The organism is Streptomyces sp. NPDC050422, assembly GCF_044458665.1.
GTDB lineage: Bacteria > Actinomycetota > Actinomycetes > Streptomycetales > Streptomycetaceae > Streptomyces.
The window spans coordinates 35,300-51,996 of record NZ_JBITIE010000023.1 but is presented as its reverse complement, the minus strand read 5'-3'; the positions used below and the strand labels follow the sequence as shown (position 1 = coordinate 51,996).

Genomic DNA, 16,697 nt, shown 5'->3' with positions numbered 1-16,697 from the left:
GTAGAGAGAAAGGCATTGACCCACCGTGATCGTCCGATCGTTCAGTGACATCGAGAACACCGACCGGCATGTGAAGGCCGCCTCCGGCACCTGGGAGAGCAAGCGCATCCTGCTCGCCAAGGAGCAGGTGGGGTTCTCGCTCCACGAGACCACGATGTACGCGGGTACCGAGACGTCGATGTGGTACGCCAACCACATCGAGGCGGTCCTGTGCGTCGAGGGCGAGGCCGAGCTCACCAACGACGAGACCGGCGAGAAGCACTGGATCACTCCCGGCACGATGTACCTGCTCAACGGCCATGAGCACCACACCATGCGTCCGAAGACGGACTTCCGTTGTGTCTGTGTCTTCAACCCGCCCGTCACCGGACGGGAGGAGCACGACGAGAACGGTGTCTACCCGCTGCTGACCGAGGAGGGCTGAACCACCATGACCACTGATGTACGCGCCGATCTGTACCCGTCGCGCGGCGCCGCCGAGATGACCACTCCCCGCCAGGACCCGGTCATCTGGTCCGCGCCGGGCGCACCGGGTCCGGTCGCCGCCAAGGAGCTCCAGGGCTTCGAGCGCGACGGTTTCCTCACCGTCGACCAGCTGATCACCCCGGACGAGGTGGCCGGCTACCACACCGAGCTGGAGCGGCTGATCGCCGATCCGGCGGTGCGGGCCGACGAACGCTCCATCATCGAGCCGCAGTCGGACTCCGTACGGTCGGTCTTCGAGGTCCACCGGCTCAGCGAGGTCTTCGCCCGGCTCGTCAGCGACGAGCGCGTGGTGGGCCGGGCCCGTCAGATCCTCGGCTCGGACGTGTACGTCCACCAGTCGCGGATCAACGTGAAGCCCGGCTTCGGCGCCTCGGGCTTCTACTGGCACTCGGACTTCGAGACCTGGCACGCCGAGGACGGTCTGCCGAACATGCGGACCGTGTCGGTCTCGATCGCGCTGACCGAGAACTACGACACCAACGGCGGGCTGATGATCATGCCCGGTTCGCACAAGTCGTTCCTCGGCTGTGCGGGCGAGACGCCGAAGGACAACTACAAGAAGTCCCTGCAGATGCAGGACGCCGGCACCCCGTCCGACGAGGCGCTGACGAAGATGGCCGACCGGCACGGCATCAAGCTCTTCACGGGCAAGGCCGGTTCGGCGACCTGGTTCGACTGCAACGCGATGCACGGGTCGGGCGACAACATCACCCCGTACGCGCGCAGCAACGTCTTCATCGTGTTCAACAGCGTGGAGAACACGGCCCAGGAGCCCTTCGCGGCTCCGATCCGCCGCCCGGAGTTCATCGGGGCGCGCGACTTCACGCCGGTGAAGTAGGGGCGTACGAAGGCCGGTCGGGGCGGGGCGCAGCGATGCGTCCCGCCCCGCCGGCATGTTCTGCGCCCGCCGGAAACCCACGGTGCCGCTCTGCCGAACCGCGCTAGGATCAAAAAATTTCGGAGGCGGGGGCAGCATGGTGCGACGGGCCAACCAACGTGAACACCTTCGGCGGATGTCCGAACGACGACGAGCCGCAGGAAGGCCGGAAGCCGACCGGAACTCAGCGCGCACGGTGATAGTGGCGTCGGTTCTGGCCGGCGTCTCCGCCGTGATCGTCAGTTTCATCACCGGCCTGGGCTCTTCGATTCAGGGACTCGTCACGGACGTGCTGACGGACGAGAAGAAGCCGGCCGCTTCGGCGCCACCGCACGCAGAGCCCGCGGTTCCGCTCAAAGTGGTGGCCATACCGGAGGAGGGCGGCACGTTCCTGGTCTCGGAGCAGCACGTGACGAGCCCCGAGGACAGAGCCGCGCTGAGCCATGGAGCGACGACGCAGGAAGAGTGGGAGCACCTGCTCCGGAAGATCAAGGCGACCTCGATCCACGAGACCGCATACAAGGTCGCTGTCACCAACGTCTCCTCCTCCCCGGTCAGAGTGGTGGACATCGTCCCCGTGATCACACGCCGCACCGCGGCGATCGACACCACGATGATCGAACCTCTGGGAGGTATGGCGTCGGACAGCATCCCGGTCCAGTTGAACCTCGACAACCGGTACCCGAAATTCACCCAGGGCGGAAAGCCCTACTTCACCCGTCAGTCACAGGTCCTCAAGGCGGGCGAGGGCTTCGTCATGGCCGTGGAAGCGAAACTCCTGGGCAGGGAGTACGTCGAATACCACCTGAAGGTGGATTACCTCGACAAGAAGGGCAGCCAACGCTCTCTCGAGGTGAACGAACCCGGTACCGGCGTCGGCGTCTTCCGGGTCTCCGGCATGGTCGACGACAAGGAATACGCCGACTACTGGGGGGGCGGACAAGAGCGGGCAGGGGCGGCGGCTGTTCAGCCGGGAGGAAAGGGAGTGACCGGGCTGCGGGCCGGCTCCCGTTTGTGCGCAAAGGGTTCGGATCGACGCGGACGCGCCGTGGAACTGTTCAACTCGTTGGACCACGGCCCGGGTCAGCGGTGACAGTGACCCCATGACTTCACACGTACACCACGTCACCGTCGACTGCGCCGACGCCTACAAGCTCGGCATGTTCTGGGCCGAGGTGCTGGGTTCGTCCCTCGCCGCCGACGACTTCCCCGGTGACCCCGAGGCTCTCGTCGAGACCCCCGGCGCCGCCCTGCTGTTCGTCACCGTGCCCGAGCCGAAGAGCGTCAAGAACCGCATGCACTTCGACATCCAGCCGGACGACCGCACCCGCGACGAGGAGGTCGAGCGGCTGCTCGCCCTCGGTGCCACCCTCGTCGGCGACCACCGCAGGCCGAACGGGCGGGGCTGGGCGACCCTGGCCGATCCGGAGGGCAACGAGTTCTGCGTGGAGTGCGGTGCGCGCGAGCGGGCGCGGCTGACCGGGACGAGGCTGGCGGTCACGGCGGACGACGTGACGGCGGCGGTGCGGCTGACCCTGGACACGCTCCGTACGTCACCGGCGTCCGACTGGCACATCCCCGCGGGGACGCTCACCTGGGACTGCTGGGAGACCGTGGAGCACCTGAGCGACGACCTGTTCGCGTATGCCGTCCAACTCGGCCCGCGCAAGCCCTCGTTGGAGAGCGATGTCCCCTATCGTTGGGCTCCGGAACGCGAGGGCGGCCCCTGGAACGCGATCTTCGCCGACCCGGAGGCGGGCACCGCCGGGCTGCTCCAGACCCTGGAGGCGAGCGGCGCTCTGCTGGCCGCGATGGTGCGGACGGCCTCCCCCGACATCCGGTCCTTCCACTCCTACGGCGTCTCCGATCCGGAGGGGTTCGCCGCGATGGGCATCGTGGAGACCCTGGTCCACGCGCACGACGTCGCCGCGGGCCTCGGAGTCTCCTGGACGCCGCCCGCCGACCTGTGCGACCGGGTGCTGGCCCGGCTCTTCCCCGACGCCCCGGCCGACGAGGACCGGTGGACCGTCCTGCTCTGGTCCACCGGCCGCGCGGATCTGCCGGGCCGCGAGCGCGTGACGTCGTGGAAGTGGCACGGGGCTCCGCTGGAGGAGACCCCGCAGCCGTAGTCCCGGGGACGGTTACCTGTGGGAGAACCAGGCCGCCGCCGGCAGCAGCTTCGTGTCGTATCCGAACAGTGCCTGGTTCTCCCAGGCGTTGCCGGAGGCGGGGTCGGCCGGGTCCCAGCCGCTGCCGCCGACGGCGGTCCAGGCCGGCTCCCAGTAGACGGCGCCCAGCCCCCGGCCGGCGGGGACGGCCTCGACGACGTTCATCACGTCGCGGAGGTTGGCCGCCTGGCCGGCCGGGGTGGCCGGGTAGCCGCTGACGAGCTGGTCCGCGGTGGCGATGTTGTTCTCCAGACCGTCGGCGTCGGCGAGGGTGTGGGCGTAGGCCGTCTCGGCGACCATGACCGGCTTCCCGTACCGGGACGCGGCGTCGTCGAGGTTGGTCTGGAGGTCGCCCAGCGGTCCGTGCCAGTACCCGTAGTACGAGAGCGCGATGACGTCGAAGGGCACGCCGTACGCGACGGCGTTGTCGAACCACCAGCGGGTGCCGGCGTTGTCGCCGCCCTTGGCGAGGTGCAGGGCCACCTTCGTACCGGAGGAGACGGCCTTCGCCGCGTTCGCACCCGAGGTGAGGAGTCCGGCGAGCTGGGACCAGTTGTCGGTGGACCCCTCGGGCCAGAGCATTCCGGCGTTGGTCTCGTTGCCTATCTGGACCATGTCGGCGGTGGTGCCCTGGGCCTTGAGTGCGGCCAGCACGTCGTGGGTGTGGTCATAGACGTCCTTCTTCAGCTGGGCGTAGCCGTGCCCGGACCAGGCGGCGGGCTTGTTCTGCTTGCCGGGGTCGGCCCAGGCGTCGGAGTAGTGGAAGTCGACGAGGGTCTTCATCCCGAGGGCCTTGGCGCGCTTCGCCATGGTCAGGACGTGGGCCTTGTCGTTGTACCCGTCGGCCGGGTTCACCCAGACCTTGAGGCGGACGTAGTTCATTCCGGCGGACTTCAGAAGCCCCATCGCGTCGCCGGTGGCGCCGCTCGCACTGCGGTAGACCGCGCCGTGCGCCTCGTTCTTCGGAAGCGTGGAGAGGTCACCGCCCTTCACGGTGAGCCCGGTGGCGCCGGGGGTGAAGGCGATGTCGTCGAAGTTGGCCCACTCCCCCGCGTGGGCGTCCGAGTTCAGGCTGATGGTGCAGGAGCCGCCGGTGACCCTCACCGAGGTGACGAGGCGGATCCAGGCACCGTTCGCGGTGGGCGGCAGGTCGGTGCGCTGTTCGGCGCTTCCGCAGTTGCGCAGCGCGATGTACGCGGAGTTCTGGCCGCCGCCGGAGCGGACCCAGGCGCTCAGTGTGTACGCGCCGTCGGTGAGGCCGGTGAGGTACTGGTACGTCTCCACCTTGTAGGCGGACGCGGACCAGTGGCTGAGCCGGTTACTGCCGCTGTGGCCGCCCGCCTCGGTGAAGGAGGCGGCGTTCTGCCCGCCGGCCGAGTAGGTCGACCAGCCGGTGCTGCCGGACTCGAACCCGGTGTTGGAGGGAGCGGTTGCGGCGGTGGCCGCGTGTGCGGAAGGTGCGGGGAGTGCGGCCAGCAGGAGACCGGAGAGCGAGGCCGCCAGCGCCGCCGCTCTCTTCTTGCCGTGCGTCGTTCCGTACATCGTCGATGTCCCTTCGACCGTGCGCGGGCGTTGCCTGGGGGAAAGCGGTCGTGCGCCCTCAGCCGTCGAGCCGGACCACGCGGACGGCACCTGCCGGGACGGCGAGGTGGCCCGTGGCGGGCTCTCGGGTGAGGAGTTCGGTTCCGGGGGCGTCGAGCGGCACCTTGGCCTCGCTCCCGGTGTGGTTGATGACGAAGAGGTACGTGCCGCTCTCGCCGGTGCGGGTGACGGCCTCGACGTCGTACGGGAGGCCGGTGCGGGGTGCGATGCGGCCGTCCTCGCAGGCCCGGTCGAGCACGGCGTCCAGGTCGGCGCCGGTCAGCCGGGTGGAGACGTACCAGGCGGCGCCCTCGCCGAGGCGGTGGCGGGTGACGGCGGGCCGGCCGGCCGGAATGCCGTCGGCGTAGGACCACATGGTCTCGGCGCCGCGCGGGATGACCACGTCGGACCAGAGGTCACCGGTCAGCTCGGGCCCTTCGGGGGCGCCCTCGGGGGTGATGAGGCGGACGGTGCCGCCCTCGGCGAGCGGGGAGAACTCCTCGACCGTCAGCCCCAGTACGTCCCTGAGCGCGCCCGGGTACGGCCCGGGGTGCACGGCGTCGTCGGCGTCGACGATGCCGGAGAAGTACGAGACGACGAGGGTGCCGCCGCCCTCCACGTACCGGCGGAGGTTGCGGCCGGACTCCTCGGTGGCGAGGTAGAGGGCCGGGACGACGACCAGGGGGTAGCCGGACAGGTCGGCGTCCGGGTGGGCGAAGTCGACGGTGAGGTGCCGGTCGAAGAGCGAGGCGTAGAAGGCGTCGGCACGCTCGCGGGCGTCGTGGTCCTGGCTCGGGCGCCACTCCAGGGACTGCGCCCACCAGGACTGCCAGTCCCAGACCATGGCCACGTCGGCGACGGTGCGGGTGGTGCGGATCCCGTCCAGCAGGCCGAGATCGGCGCCCAGCCGGGAGACCTCGCGCCAGATCCGGGAGTCCGTGCCCGCGTGCGGGAGCATCGCCGAGTGGAACTTCTCCGCGCCGCGCAGGGACTGGCGCCACTGGAAGAACATCGCACCCTCGGAGCCGCGGGCGACATGGGAGAGGCTGTTGCGGGCCATCTCGCCGGGGCGCTTCGCGGGGTTGCGGGGCTGCCAGTTGACGCCGCCGGCGGAGTGCTCAAGGAGCAGCCAGGGGGCGCCGCCCGCGACCGAGCGGGTGAGGTCGGCGGCCATGGCGAGGTTGACGTGGGTGCGGCGGCCGTCGGTGATCAGGTAGTGGTCGTTGGTGACGAGGTCGACCTCCCGTCCCCAGGCCCAGTAGTCCACCGAGTCGCACTGGCTGAGGGCGGTCATGAAGTTGGTGGTGACGGGGATGCCGGGGGCGAGCCGGTGCAGGATGTCGCGCTCCGCGCAGAAGTTCTCGCGCATGGTGGCGTCGGCGAAGCGGGTGTAGTCGAGCTGCTGGGCCGGGTTGCCGACGGTGGGTGTGGTGCGGGGCGGGTCGATCTCGTGGAGGCCGCGGTAGCGCTGGCCCCAGAAGGCGGTGCCCCAGGCCTCGTTGACGGCCTCGACGTCTCCGTGACGGCCGGTGAGCCAGCGGCGGAAGTGGGCGGCGCAGCTGTCGCAGTAGCAGGCGCTGACCGGGACGCCGTACTCGTTGTGGACGTGCCACAGGGCGAGGGCCGGGTGGCTGCCGTACCGGCGGGCGAGCTGTTCGGTGATGTTCGCCGCGGCGGCCCGGTAGTCGGGGTTGCTGTGGCAGATCGCGCCGCGTGATCCGAAGGCGTACCGGACACCGTCCTTGTCGACCGGAAGGGCCTCGGGGTGGGCGCGGTAGAACCAGGCGGGCGGGGCGACGGTGGGGGTGCCGAGGTCCGCGCGGATGCCGTTGACGTGCAGCAGGTCCAGGAGCCGGTCGAGCCAGCCGAAGTCGTAGCTGCCCGGCTCGGGCTCGAGCAGCGCCCAGGAGAAGATCCCGACGCTGACCATGCTCACGCCGGCCTCCCGCATGAGGCGCATGTCCTCGTGCCAGACCTCCTCCGGCCACTGCTCGGGGTTGTAGTCGCCGCCGAAGGCCAGCTGGTGCAGACCCTGCGGGGCAGTCGCACGAGGGGTGTGCGGCATGGGCGTCTCCTGGGCTCTTTGGTACAACTTTTGGGAACGTGCACACACACTCTCGGTGGCGCAGAGCCAACATAACCGCACAGCATCAACCATTGACAAGTGTCGGTTTCGTTTCTCTACTGTGAACGCTCACAGCGCACATCAGCGCTGCACCCTCGCTTCTCGTCAGGGGAGACATCCATGAAGTACCGCATCGTCGCGGCGTCCACGGCCGCCGTGCTCGCCGCCACCGCACTGCTCACGGGCTGCGGCTCGTCGGACGACGGCAGCGGCGACGACCCGGCCGCCTCCGGCCCCGTATCGCTCACCTACTGGGCCTGGGCCCCCGGCCTGGACAAGGTCGCGGACATCTGGAACAAGGGCGAGGGCAAGAAGGCCGGGATCACGGTCACGGTGAAGAAGCAGGCGTCGGGCGACGACCTGGTCACCAAGATCATCACCGCGGCGAAGGCGCACAAGGCCCCCGACCTGGTGCAGGCCGAGTACCAGGCGCTCCCCACCCTGGTCTCCAACGACGTGCTGGCCGACATATCCAAGGAGGCGGGCGACGCCAAGGGCGAGTTCGCCGCCGGTGTCTGGCAGCAGGCGACGCTGGGCTCGGACGCCCTGTACGCGCTGCCGCAGGACTCCGGCCCGCTGATGTTCTACTACCGCCAGGACCTGTTCAAGCAGTACGGGCTGTCCGTGCCCACCACCTGGGACGCGTTCGCCGAGACCGCCCGCGCGCTGAAGAAGAAGGCGCCGGACAAGGACCTCACCACCTTCTCCTCCAACGACTCCGGCCTCTTCGCGGGCCTCGCCCAGCAGGCCGGCGCGCAGTGGTGGACCACCTCCGGCGACAAGTGGAAGGTCGCCATCGACGACCCGGCCACGCGGAAGGTCTCGGACTTCTGGGGCGGCCTGGTCAAGGAGGGCGCCATCGACAACCAGCCGATGTACACCCCGGCCTGGAACAAGGCGCTCAACACCGGCAAGCAGATCGCCTGGGTCAGCGCGGTCTGGGCACCGGGCACGCTGACCACCGCGGCGCCCGACACCGCGGGCAAGTGGGCCATGGCCCCGCTCCCCCAGTGGAAGTCCGGCGAGAGCGTCACCGGCAGCTGGGGCGGCTCCTCCACCGCGGTCACCAACGACTCGAAGCACAAGGAGGCCGCGGCCACCTTCGCCAAGTGGCTGAACACCGACCCCACGGCGCTCGCCGCGCTGGTCAAGGAGAGCGGGATCTACCCCGCCGCCACGGCCGCCCAGACCGGCGGCGCGCTCGCGAACTCGCCGGCCTACTTCGCCAACCAGCCGGACTTCTACACCGAGGCCGCCAAGATCGCCAAGGGCACCGCCCCGGCCGCCTGGGGCCCGAACGTGAACGTCGCGTACACCGCCTTCAAGGACAACTTCGCCAAGGCCGCCAAGAACGGTTCGGACTTCGCACCGGCCCTCACCGCCATGCAGGACGCCACCGTCGCCGACCTGAAGAAGCAGGGCTTCGGAGTCTCCGAGTGACACGCGCACGCCGCCGGAAGCCGTACGGGGTCAAGAGCGCCCCGTACGCCTTCCTGATCCCCGCCACCGTGCTGTTCCTGCTCTTCTTCGCCCTGCCCATCGGCTACGCGCTCTACCTCAGCTTCCGCCGGACCGAGGTCAGCGGCCTGGGCCTCGGCAAGGGCGCCCGGCAGGAGATCTGGGCCGGGTTCGCCAACTACACCGACGCGTTCTCCGACTCGGAACTGCTGCACGGCGCGCTGCGCATCCTCGGCTACGGCGCCATCGTCGTGCCCGTGATGCTGGGCCTCGCCCTGCTCTTCGCCCTGCTCCTGGACACCGAACGGCTCCGGCTGCGTGGCTTCACCCGGCTGGCGATCTTCCTCCCGTACGCGATCCCGGGTGTCGTCGCCGCCCTGATGTGGGGCTTCCTCTACCTGCCCGACGTCAGCCCGTTCTACTTCCTGCTGGACAAGGCGGGTCTGCCGCAGCCGGATCTGCTCGACGGCGGACCGCTCTACCTCGCGCTCGCCAACATCGCGGTCTGGGGCGGCACCGGCTTCAACATGATCGTGATCTACACCTCGCTGCGGGCGATCCCCGTCGAGATCCTCGAAGCGGCCCGCCTCGACGGATGCTCGCAGTGGCAGATCGCGCTCCGGATCAAGATCCCGATGGTGGCGCCGTCGCTGGTGCTGACGTTCTTCTTCTCGATCATCGCGACGCTCCAGGTGTTCAGCGAGCCGACGACGCTGAAGCCGCTGACCAACTCCCTCTCCACCACCTGGAGTCCGCTGATGAAGGTCTACCAGGACGCCTTCGTCAACAACGACATCTACGCGGCGGCCGCCCAGGCGGTCATCATCGCCGTCGTCACCCTGGCCCTGTCCTTCGGCTTCCTCAAGGCGGCCAACTCCCGTACGAAGCAGGGAGACTCCCAGTGACCACGCCGCACCTCCGGCAGCTGCCCGCGACCCCCCGCCGGTTCACCCTCGTACCCACCGCCGCTCTGCTGCTCGGCGCGCTCTACTGCCTGCTGCCCGTCGCCTGGATCCTCGTCGCCTCGACCAAGTCCGGCAGCGAGCTGTTCTCCACCTTCACCTTCCTGCCCGGCTCCGGATTCGCGGACAACGTCGCCGACCTCTCGGCGTACCGGGACGGCGTCTACTGGAAGTGGATGGCCAACTCCGCCCTCTACGCCGGCGTGGGCGCGCTGCTGTCCACGGGCGTCTCCGCGGTCTCGGGGTACGCGCTCGCGGTGTACCGCTTCCGCGGCAGGGAGAGCATCTTCAACATCCTGCTGGCCGGGGTGCTGATGCCGCCGGTGATCCTCGCCGTGCCGCAGTACCTGCTGATGGCGAAGGCGGACCTGACCGACTCCTACCTGTCGGTGATGCTGCCGGTGATCCTCTCCCCGTACGGCGTCTACCTCGCCCGGATCTACGCGGCTGCCGCCGTGCCGGGCGATGTGATCGAGGCCGGGCGGATGGACGGCGGCGGCGAGTGGCGGATCTTCCGGACCATCGCGCTGCCGATGATGCTGCCGGGTCTGGTGACCGTCTTCCTCTTCCAGTTCGTCGCGATCTGGAACAACTTCCTGCTGCCGTACATCATGCTCGGCGACGACGAGAAGTTCCCGGTCACGCTGGGGCTGTTCACCCTGCTCCAGCAGGGCTCCACCACTCCGGCCCTCTATACGCTGGTGATCACGGGGGCGCTGCTGGCGATCATCCCGCTGATCGCCCTGTTCCTGGTCATCCAGCGTTTCTGGAGCCTCGACCTGCTCTCCGGGGCCGTAAAGTCCTGACGGGCCCCGCCAGGACGTCACTTGATGAAAGATCACGCACCATGAGCCGCACAGAACAGACCGGTACGGGACGCCGACGGCCGCCGACCATCCATGACGTGGCGCGGGAGGCCGGGGTCTCCCGGGGCACGGTCTCCCGGGTGCTCAACGGCGGTCACAACGTCAGCCCGGCCGCGCTGGACGCGGTCAACTCCGCCATCCGCAAGACCGGTTACACGGTGAACCGGCACGCCAGGTCGCTGATCACGGGCCGCTCCGACTCGGTGGCGTTCCTGCTCACCGAGCCGCAGGAGCGGTTCTTCGAGGACCCGAACTTCAACGTGCTGCTGCGCGGCTGTACGAGCGCGCTCGCCGCGCACGACATCCCGCTGCTGCTGATGATCGCGGGTACGGAGGCGGAGCGCCGGCGGAACATGCGGTACATCGCCGGGCATGTGGACGGGGTCCTGCTGGTCTCCAGCCACTCGGGCGACCCGGTGGCCGCCCAGCTGCACGAGGCGGGCGTCCCCCTGGTCGCCTGCGGGAAGCCGCTCGGGCAGGGGTCGAAGGTCAGCTATGTGGCGGCCGACGACCGGGACGGCGCCCGGGACATGGTGCGTTTCCTGTACGAGTCGGGGCGCCGCCGGATCGGTACGGTCAGCGGCCCCCTGGACACCCCGGGCGGTGTGGAGCGGCTGGCCGGCTACCGCGAGATGCTGGCCGACTGCGGACTGCCCGCCGACGACGCGCTGATCGTGCCGGGCGACTACAGCCGGGCGAGCGGTGAGGCGGCGGCCGCGCTGCTGCTGGATCGGGCCCCGGACCTGGACGCGGTGTTCGTCGCCTCGGACCTGATGGCGCAGGGAGTGCTCGTGGCGCTGGAGAGGGCCGGGCGCAGCGTGCCGCACGATGTCGCGGTGGGCGGCTTCGACGACTCCCCCGCGGCGCTCGCCTCCCGGCCGGCGCTGACGACGATCCGGCAGCCGTGGGACCGCATCAGCGCCGAGATGGTGCGGGTGCTGCTGGCGCAGATCGGCGGGGAGGACCCGGCCGCGGTGATACTGCCCACCGAGCTGGTCCGCCGCGAGTCGGCGTAGGAGCGGGGCCCGTCGGCGCCGCTCACGCCATCGCGCGTGATCCCTCCGGACCGGGTGGGCCTCGGGCCTCGCGGTGTCCGCGGCCGGCCGTTCGGGACCTGAGCGCGCGCCCGGCGTAGTGGTCTAAACCTTTAAGCGGGCGAGGGAGATCCGCGCCCACGCCGCCCCCGGCCGCCGCGACGACCGCCGGGGGGAAATCCGGCACAGCGGGCCTACCAGGCGCCCGAGCCCCCTGCACACCCGGGCCGGCTCCCCCGAACAGAAATCCACTGATCCGGGTTTACCTTTCGGCCCCTGCCGGTATTTTCACCGAACCGCCGCAGATAAACCTCTCGACACCCTCCGTCGTTAAGCTAATTTCCGCCGGGCAACGCACCGACCCGCAGAGCCGTCACAGCGCAGTCGCCTTTTCCGACAGGCCTTCCCAGCAGAAAATCTCCACACCCGTGCAACTTACACAGATCATGTCCGAAAGCTATCGCTCACCCATGCCCACGCTCGGGGAAAGAGCCGGTCGCGACCATCTCGCACCATCGATCGAGCCAGCCGGCCTTCCCGAGTGGCTGGAATCGAACTCGGCACCGTGGCGCGTTACGACTCCCTTCCGACCATGCACCACTCAGCCGCAAGCAGCTCGAGGCCGCCCGCCAGAGGAATCCTCACTCCTCACAATGGGGTGAATTCCTCTCAAATGACGCGAAGCGTGCGGGGCGTCCCGCCGGCCTCGACGCCAGGGAAACCAGCGGCGAGAATCCGGTTGACTAGACCATTGAACGCAACCAGGCGTCCCTTTTTTCTTGATTCGCTCGAAAATGCCCCCATTCAAACCGCAGGGAAATAAATCCTTAACGATAGCGTCATTGACATATACCTCCCGAATAACGACTAAGTGGTGGACGGCGAAAACAATTCGTCGTCGACCTGTAAAGCGTGTGGTCGACCCGTGCATCACATGGGAGACACGCAATTGACTGTCACCGGCATATCCAGACCGGCTGCCAGACGGAGGAGATCGGCCTGGACCGGGCTGACCGCCCTCGCCAGCGCCTCAGCCATCGCCGTACTGGGACTCACCGCTCCGACGGCGACCGCGGCGGCTTCCGCGAACGCTGACCTGAACGCCAAACCCTCCGTAGAGGCCTCGTGTGCCGAACCCGGGCCCGGTGAGGTCCGCTGCTTCGCGCTGCGCCGCACCGACGTGGCCGCCAAGGAGGGCGTGCAGCCCGACGCCGCCACCCCGAGCGGCTGGGGTGCCACCGCGCTCCAGGGCGCGTACAACCTGCCGGCCGACGGCGGGGCGGGCCAGACGATCGCCATCGTCGACGCCTATGACGACCCGACCGCCGAGGAGGACCTCGCGGTCTACCGGGCGCAGTACGGGCTGCCCGCCTGCACCACGGACAACGGGTGCTTCAAGAAGGTCGACCAGCGGGGCGGCACCGACTACCCGGCGGCCGACAGCGGCTGGGCCGGTGAGATCTCCCTCGACCTGGACATGGTCTCGGCCGCAGCGCCGTACGCGAAGATCGTCCTCGTGGAAGCCGACTCCGCCAGCTTCGAGGACATGGGCGCCTCCGTCGACCAAGCGGTCGCGCAGGGCGCCAAGTACGTCTCGAACTCCTACGGCACGGGCTACTCCAGCGATCCGGGCAGTGGTGAGGACCCGTCGGAGACGACCGAATACGACGCCCACTACAACCACCCGGGTGTCGCTGTGGTCGCCTCCTCGGGCGACAGCGCCTACGGCGTCTCCTACCCCGCAGCCTCCCAGTACGTGACCTCCGTGGGTGGCACAGCCCTGAAGCAGGACTCCTCCACCACCCGCGGCTGGTCCGAATCGGTCTGGTCCAACAGCTACGGCGGCCCGGGCTCGGGCTGCTCGCTCTACGAGGCCAAGCCCGCCTGGCAGGAGAGCGTCAGCACCGACTGCGACAAGCGCGCGGTCTCCGATGTCGCCGCGGTCGCCGACCCGTTGACCGGTGTCTCGGTCTACCAGACCTACGGCGGGGACGGCTGGGCCGTCTACGGCGGCACCAGCGCCTCCTCACCGATCATCGCCGGTGTGTACGCAGCCGCCGGCACCCCGTCAGCGGGCTCCTACCCGGCTGCCTACCCGTACGCGGCCGGCGGCAGCGGTCTGAACGACGTCGTCGACGGCAACAACGGCTCCTGCACCCCGGCCAGGCTCTGCACCGCGGGTACGGGCTATGACGGTCCGACCGGACTCGGCACGCCCAACGGCGTGCAGGCGTTCCGCGACGGTCCGCACGGCGTGCTGAGCGGCACCGTCACCAGCAGCACCACTGGTGACCCGGTCGCGGGGGCGGAGATCACCGCGGGTGACTCCCAGGCCACGTCGGGGGCGGACGGCGCCTATTCGCTGACTCTGCCGCCCGGCACCTACGACCTGAAGGTCGCCGCGTACGGCTACAGCACGGCCACCTTCTCCGGCGTCGAGATCACGGACGGCGGCTCGGCGACCAAGAGCCTCGCGCTCACCCCGGTCCCGACCCGGACCGTATCCGGCAAGATCACCGACGGTTCCGGCCACGGCTGGCCGCTCTACGCAGCGGTCACCGTTGACGGAATGCCCGGTGCGCCCGTCGAGACCGACCCGAGCACCGGCGCCTACTCGGTCGACCTCCCGGCCGACGCGTCGTACACCCTGAAGGTCACCAGCAACTACCCGGGTTACCGGAGCGCCACCAAGGACATCACCGTGGGCGACTCGGCGGTCTCCGCCAGTGTGAGCCTGCCGGTGGACGCCTGGGCGGGCACCGCGGCCGGGTACACGGTGAAGGACACGGGCACCACCGAGCCCTTCGACTCGACCACGTCGGCCCCCGAGGGCTGGACCGTGGTCAACGCCGAGGGCACCACCGGCGGATGGCAGTTCGACGACCCGGGCAACCGGAAGAACACCACCGGCGGCAAGGGCGCCTTCGCCATCGTGGACAGCGACAAGGCGGGCAGCGGAAAGGTCCAGAACTCCACGCTGACCAGCCCGTCCTACGATTTCACGGGCACGGAGCTGCCCGAGCTGAGCTACCGGACCAGCTACAAGCCGTCCTCCGGTCAGAAAGCCGACGTGGAGGTGAGCTCGGACGGTGGCACCACCTGGTCCACGGTCTCCTCGCACACCACCGCCGCCACCGGCTCCAAGATCACCGTCGCGCTCACCGACTACGCGGGCAAGTCCGACGTCCGGGTGCGGTTCCACTTCACCGGCAAGTACACCTGGTGGTGGCAGCTCGACGACGTGTTCCTCGGTGCCCGCAGCCTGTCGGCCGTCCCCGGCGGCCTTGTCGTCGGGCAGGTCACCGACGCCAACACCGGTGACGGCGTCGCCGGTGGCACGCTCACCGGTACCGGCGACGGCGCCGTGAGCACGACCTCGGCGGCCACCCCGGACGACGCGGCGCTCGGCGACGGCTTCTACTGGGCCTTCGCACCGGTCGGCAAGCAGACCGTGACCGCCGCGAAGCCCAAGTACACCAGTGCCTCCAAGGCCGTGACCTTCGCCGCCGACTCGACCGTGACCAAGGACTTCTCCCTGAAGGCCGGACGGCTCAAGGTCACCCCCGCTGCGGTCGACGCCCCGGTCGCCTGGGGTGGTTCGGCGACCAGGACCGTCAAGATAAAGAACACCGGGGGTGCCGACGCCACCGTCAAGCTGGCCGAGGGAACCGGCGCCTTCACACCGGCCGCTTCGGGTGCGCCGCTGATCAGCACGAAGGGGGACTACTCGCCTCTGTCGGCGAAGAGCCGGGCCGGCAAGTCCGCCGGCGCCGCCCTCGCTCCGGCCGAGGGTGGCGATGCCTGGCAGACCGTGGCTGATCTGCCCGACGCCATCATGGACAACGCGGTCGCCGCCGACAACGGCAAGATCTACTCCGCGTTCGGCTACGACGGTACGGACGACACCAGGTCGCTGTACTCCTACGACGCGACAGACGGCTGGACGAAACTGGCCGACGCGGCCGACACCCGGGAGGCTCCGGCCCACGGCTTCATCAACGGGAAGCTCTACATCGCCGGCGGCTGGGGTGCCAGTGGAGCTCCGGACGCCAAGCTGGAGATCTACGACCCCGCCTCCAACACCTGGACGACCGGCGCCTCCTCGCCGGCTCCGCTGGCGGGCGCCGGCTCCGCGGTCCTGAACGGCAAGCTCTACTCCGTCGGCGGCTGCACCACCGCCTGCGGCTCCACATCGGTGACGGTCTACGACCCGTCCGACGACTCGTGGTCCACCGCGGCAAGCTACCCGGAGAACGTCGCCTGGGAGTCCTGCGGCGCCATCAGCGGGCAGCTGTACTGCTCCGGCGGTACCAACAGCGCCGGCGAGTTGAAGTCCGCCTACGTCTACGACCCGGCCGCCGACTCCTGGTCGGCCCTGCCGGACATGCCGAAGACCCTGTGGGCTTCGTCCTCCACGTCGGCCAACGGTCTGCTGCTGATCTCCTCCGGCGTCAGCGGCGGCGCTCTCACCAACGCGGGCTACGCCTACGACCCGGACGCCGGCACGTGGTCGGCCCTGCCCAACGCCGACGTAGCGACCTACCGCGGCGGCGGCGCCCCGGGCTTCTACAAGGTCGGTGGTGCCAATGCTCCCAGCACCCCCTCCACCGCCGTCGAACTGCTCGCCGGCTACGACCAGACCGGGGGTTCGGACGTCAGCTGGCTGTCGCTGGACTCCTCGGAGTTCAAACTCGCTCCGGGGGACACCGTCTCGGTCGCGGTGAATGTGAAGTCCTCGGTCGACGAGGTCACCCAGCCGGGTGAGTTCACGGCCCGGATCGGCATCTCCGCCAACACCCCGTACCCGGTGGCACCGGTCCCCGTCACCATGACGGTGGCCCCGCCGAACACCTGGGGCAAGATCACCGGAACGGTGCTCGGCAAGTCGGCCACCGGCACCCCGGCACCCCTCAAGGGGGCGACCGTCCAGATCGACTCGTGGGCGTCCTCGTACACCCTGATCACCGACAAGGACGGCCACTACGCCCTCTGGCTGGACGCCCGCAACAACCCCCTCACCGTGATCGTCGCCAAGGACGGCTACGCCCCGACAGTGGCCACCGTCAAGGTCGTCAAGAAGGGAACCGTGACCACCGACTTCACCCTGAAGAAGGCCTAGAGGACACGGCGGGCCCGTCCT

At 69.4% G+C, this 16,697-nt stretch carries 11 protein-coding genes; 9 read left to right on the top strand and 2 right to left on the bottom strand.

Annotation, left to right across the window (positions count from 1 at the left end; genetic code table 11):
- Positions 1 to 25 precede the first annotated feature (25 nt).
- From ACIBJG_RS31580 to ACIBJG_RS31565, 4 genes are all read left to right on the top strand, one after another.
- The gene (locus ACIBJG_RS31580; RefSeq protein ID WP_399312704.1) at positions 26 to 424 is read left to right on the top strand and encodes an ectoine synthase; all 399 of its coding nucleotides are present in this window, start codon (positions 26 to 28) and stop codon (positions 422 to 424) included.
- Between the two features lie 6 nt (positions 425 to 430).
- Positions 431 to 1,324 carry an ectoine hydroxylase gene (gene thpD / locus ACIBJG_RS31575; protein WP_399312702.1) on the top strand — a complete coding sequence of 298 codons (894 nt, stop codon included), beginning with the start codon at positions 431 to 433 and terminating at the stop codon, positions 1,322 to 1,324.
- Positions 1,325 to 1,499: 175 nt separating this feature from the next.
- Complete coding sequence (locus ACIBJG_RS31570) at positions 1,500 to 2,456, top strand: hypothetical protein (RefSeq protein ID WP_399312700.1); 957 nt, start codon at positions 1,500 to 1,502, stop codon at positions 2,454 to 2,456.
- A 10-nt stretch (positions 2,457 to 2,466) separates the two neighbouring features.
- Positions 2,467 to 3,492 carry a VOC family protein gene (locus ACIBJG_RS31565; protein ID WP_399312698.1) on the top strand — a complete coding sequence of 342 codons (1,026 nt, stop codon included), beginning with the start codon at positions 2,467 to 2,469 and terminating at the stop codon, positions 3,490 to 3,492.
- A gap of 12 nt (positions 3,493 to 3,504) precedes the next feature.
- Here ACIBJG_RS31565 and ACIBJG_RS31560 read toward each other — a convergent pair whose 3' ends face one another.
- Together ACIBJG_RS31560 and ACIBJG_RS31555 are read right to left on the bottom strand one after the other, a co-directional pair.
- Positions 3,505 to 5,073 carry an arabinogalactan endo-beta-1,4-galactanase gene (locus ACIBJG_RS31560; protein ID WP_399312696.1) on the bottom strand — a complete coding sequence of 523 codons (1,569 nt, stop codon included), beginning with the start codon at positions 5,071 to 5,073 and terminating at the stop codon, positions 3,505 to 3,507.
- 58 nt (positions 5,074 to 5,131) lie between these two features.
- Positions 5,132 to 7,177 (bottom strand): beta-galactosidase, encoded by a 2,046-nt coding sequence (locus ACIBJG_RS31555; protein WP_399312694.1) that lies wholly within the window; start codon positions 7,175 to 7,177, stop codon positions 5,132 to 5,134.
- A 180-nt stretch (positions 7,178 to 7,357) separates the two neighbouring features.
- Between ACIBJG_RS31555 and ACIBJG_RS31550 the strand changes: the two genes are divergently transcribed.
- The 5 genes from ACIBJG_RS31550 to ACIBJG_RS31530 all read left to right on the top strand — a co-directional run bounded on the left by ACIBJG_RS31550 (position 7,358) and on the right by ACIBJG_RS31530 (position 16,676).
- Positions 7,358 to 8,677, top strand: a complete 1,320-nt coding sequence (locus ACIBJG_RS31550; protein WP_399312692.1) for an extracellular solute-binding protein — start codon at positions 7,358 to 7,360, stop codon at positions 8,675 to 8,677.
- Positions 8,674 to 9,600, top strand: a complete 927-nt coding sequence (locus tag ACIBJG_RS31545) for a carbohydrate ABC transporter permease (protein ID WP_399312690.1) — start codon at positions 8,674 to 8,676, stop codon at positions 9,598 to 9,600. The genes ACIBJG_RS31550 and ACIBJG_RS31545 overlap by 4 nt, the downstream gene beginning before the upstream one ends.
- Entirely contained in the window at positions 9,597 to 10,463 is an 867-nt protein-coding gene (locus tag ACIBJG_RS31540; RefSeq protein ID WP_399312688.1) for a carbohydrate ABC transporter permease, read from the top strand. Before ACIBJG_RS31545 ends, ACIBJG_RS31540 begins: the two co-directional genes overlap by 4 nt.
- Before the next feature lie 41 nt (positions 10,464 to 10,504).
- On the top strand, positions 10,505 to 11,539 hold the full coding sequence (locus ACIBJG_RS31535) for a LacI family DNA-binding transcriptional regulator (RefSeq protein ID WP_399312686.1): 1,035 nt from the start codon (positions 10,505 to 10,507) through the stop codon (positions 11,537 to 11,539).
- 967 nt (positions 11,540 to 12,506) lie between these two features.
- Complete coding sequence (locus ACIBJG_RS31530) at positions 12,507 to 16,676, top strand: carboxypeptidase regulatory-like domain-containing protein (protein ID WP_399312684.1); 4,170 nt, start codon at positions 12,507 to 12,509, stop codon at positions 16,674 to 16,676.
- The last annotated feature ends 21 nt before the right edge of the window (positions 16,677 to 16,697 follow it).